The 3,028-nt window shown below is 68.6% G+C and carries 3 protein-coding genes; 2 read left to right on the forward strand and 1 reads right to left on the reverse strand.

Annotation, left to right across the window (positions count from 1 at the left end; genetic code table 11):
• Window positions 1–76 precede the first annotated feature (76 nt).
• Complete coding sequence (locus ACOADB_RS24770; RefSeq protein WP_378605135.1) at window positions 77–964, reverse strand: serine protein kinase RIO; 888 nt, start codon at window positions 962–964, stop codon at window positions 77–79.
• Window positions 965–1,134: 170 nt separating this feature from the next.
• Between ACOADB_RS24770 and ACOADB_RS24775 the strand changes: the two genes are divergently transcribed.
• Both ACOADB_RS24775 and ACOADB_RS24780 read left to right on the forward strand, forming a co-directional pair.
• Window positions 1,135–2,592, forward strand: coding sequence for a M1 family metallopeptidase (locus ACOADB_RS24775; RefSeq protein ID WP_378605138.1), 1,458 nt, complete (start codon window positions 1,135–1,137; stop codon window positions 2,590–2,592).
• Between the two features lie 125 nt (window positions 2,593–2,717).
• Complete coding sequence (locus tag ACOADB_RS24780) at window positions 2,718–2,888, forward strand: hypothetical protein (RefSeq protein WP_378605141.1); 171 nt, start codon at window positions 2,718–2,720, stop codon at window positions 2,886–2,888.
• The last annotated feature ends 140 nt before the right edge of the window (window positions 2,889–3,028 follow it).

Raw genomic sequence — 3,028 nt, forward strand, 5'->3', positions numbered from 1 at the left:
CGGGACGCGACGACGACGGACCGGGCGCGGGTGCTCCTCACGGGGCGGAGGCTACCCCGCCCGGTCCGTTCGTCCCTCAGAAGGCGTGCGCGACCAGGTCGCCGAACAACTCGTGCGCATCGACCGCCAGGCCGCGCCGCTCGAACCACCCGCACACGTTCGTGCAGTCGCGTTGCAGGAAGTCGAACCCGCCGGCATTGCCGACCAGGTCGACCAGCTGCGGCAGGTCGATGATCACGAGGCGGTCGCCCGCCGCGAGGATGTTGTACGCCGACAGGTCGCCGTGCACGAGTCCGGCCTGCACGAGCGCCAGCATCGCCGAGCGGAGCTGTTCGAAGTACGACTCGAGCAGCACGGGGTCGGGCCGGGTCTGCGCCAGGCGCGGAGCCGTCTGCGGCCCGTCGTCCGCGTCGCCGTCCGTCCCGGGCACCGTGATCCACTCCATCAGGATCTCGGTGCCGTCGATCTGGACCGGATAGGGCACGGGGAGGCCGAGGTCCCAGCAGCGCTGCAGGGCACTCCACTCGGAGATCGCCCACTCGGCCGCCGCGACCTCGCGACCGAAGGTGCTCTTGCGCTTGAGCGCGCGCTCGTCGCGGGACCGCTTCATGCTGCGGCCCTCGGTGTAGGTGGCCGAGCGGTGGAAGGTGCGGTGCTCGGGGGAGCGGTACCGCTTGGCGGCCATCACGACGGACTGCGCGGGGTCGTGGGGGTCGGTCCGGTCGAGCAGGAAGACGTCGGCTTCCTTGCCGGTCTTGAGGATGCCGAGGTCGGTGTCGATCGCACCCTGGGACGTCACGACCCAGTCGGGTCGTGGCTCGGGTCCGCGTGACAGTGGCTCGATGTCGAGCCAGGTGGACCAGCGCTGGCCGGGGCCGAGGTCGTCGTACGCCTTGAAGTCGAAGACGAAGCGCGGGTCGAGGTCTGCAGTGAGGTCAGGTGTGGAGAGGTTCTCCGGAAACACGTCGGGTGCTCCTGTGGGTCGAGGGGATTCGGTCTGCGGGCAGGCCGGCAACAGTCATGGACATGTCACGCTCCTCTCGACGGGTTCCGCGGATGCGCGGAGTGAGGTCCAAGGCTGACGCACATCGGTGGGTGGGATCAACCGAATAAATGCTGACGTACATTGGGCCGATGCGCTGGCGGACGGTTCTCGTGGTGTTCCTGCTCCTGCTGGTCCCGGGACTCTCGGGGGCCGCGGCCACCGTCCCCGGCGCCTCGGCCACCGTGTCCACGCTGACCACTGCGCCGGCCCCGGGCGGGATCAGGGGATCCGACCCGTACTGGCCCTACGACGGCAACGGCGGCACCGACGCGCTGCACTACGACGTGCGGATCGCCTACGACTTCGGTGAGCGGATCCTGCGCGGACGCACCGTCGTCACCCTGCGCGCGAACCGGGCGCTCAGCAGCTTCTCCCTCGACCTGTTGCTGCCGGTGAGCGCGGTCAGAGTCAACGGCTGGAATGCCCGCTTCACGCGCCCCAATCACCACGAGCTCAAGGTCGTTCCGCGCAGTGCGATCGGTGCCGGCAAGACCTTCAAGGTCGAGGTCGTCTACCGGGGCCGTCCGTCCCGTGTCGGGTACGCCGGCGAGCGCAACTGGCTGGCGGACCGCCACGAGTTCGTCACGATGAACCAGCCGCACATGGCGCCGTGGTGGTTCCCGTCCAACGACCACCCCAGTGACAAGGCCACGTTCGACATCCGCGTCACCCTGCCGAAGGCCAAGCGGGTGATCAGCAACGGTGTCCGCGTCTCGCGGACGGTGGTCGGCACCCGCGCAGTCACCCACTGGCGGATGTCGGACCCGATGGCGACCTACCTCGCCGTCGTGGCGGCAGGTGACTTCGTGTTCGAGGCCAGTCGAACCGCGTCGGGGATCCCCGTCTACAACGCCGTGTCCTCGCGCCTTTCGTTGGGTGAGCGCCGCCGTGCCCTGCGCGTCCTGCGTCGTACGGCGGGCATCACCGAGGGGCTCCAGGGCCAGTTCGGCCCCTACCCGTTCTCGTCCATCGGTGGCGTCGTCACCAATCTCGACGTCGGTTTCGCCCTGGAGAACCAGACCCGGCCGACGTACGGCTCGTGGATCGACACGGACGTGATCGTCCACGAGGTCGCCCACCAGTGGTTCGGCGACAGCGTCTCGGTGCGCAAGTGGCGCGACATCTGGCTCAACGAGGGCTTCGCCACCTACGCCGAGGTCCTGTACGACGCCGCGCACGGCGGCCCGAGCGTGGAGGCCTGGCTCGACGAGTACTACGCCGATGCCTGCCAGACGCCGAGGTCGTCGTTCTGGACCCTGAAGCTCGACAACCCCGGTGCGGCGCACATCTTCGACAGCGCCGTGTACGACCGGGGAGCGATGGTCCTCGCGGCGTTGCGCAACCGCATCGGCGCGGCCGAGATGGAGCGGGTGCTGCGGTTGTGGGTCACCGCGCACCACGACGGCAACGCCTCGGTGGCGCAGTTCGAGGCGTTCGTCCAGGCCCGCACGGGAGAGATCCTCGACACCTTCTTCGACGCCTGGCTCCGCGGTTCGCAGGCTCCGGCCGGAACCCTGATGAACGGGTTGCAGCACGCCTGTCCCTGACGGCCAGTTGACCGCTGACGGCCGGAGTTGGGCGCGCCTCCCGCGCGACAGGTGGGGCGTTTGGTACCAATGTGTCGATCTGTGTCCTCGGGGGCACAACCACACCAGGATGGAGACACCCACGCATGGACACCAAGAAGCTGATCGGTGTCGTGGTGATCGTGTTCCTCGGCTTCTGGATGTTCACCGATCCCAACGGCCTGGCCACGACCGCCAAGAGCACCGGTTCCGACGTCTGGGCGCTCACCGATCAGGCCTTTACGGGGATCATCGACTTCCTCGGCGCCCTCGGCTAGTGCCGCGCCCGTGACGAGCCCCAGGTGAGTTTCGTGTCGGGATTCATCGCGCGCCTCGGCGACCCCCGGATCAGCAAGCACCTGCTCCGCGAGGAGGGTGAGGTCGTCGTCGACGAGGTCACCCACCACTGGTTCGCCTA

Origin of the sequence: Nocardioides sp. CPCC 206348, assembly GCF_048654705.1 — a bacterium.
Lineage (GTDB): Bacteria > Actinomycetota > Actinomycetes > Propionibacteriales > Nocardioidaceae > Nocardioides.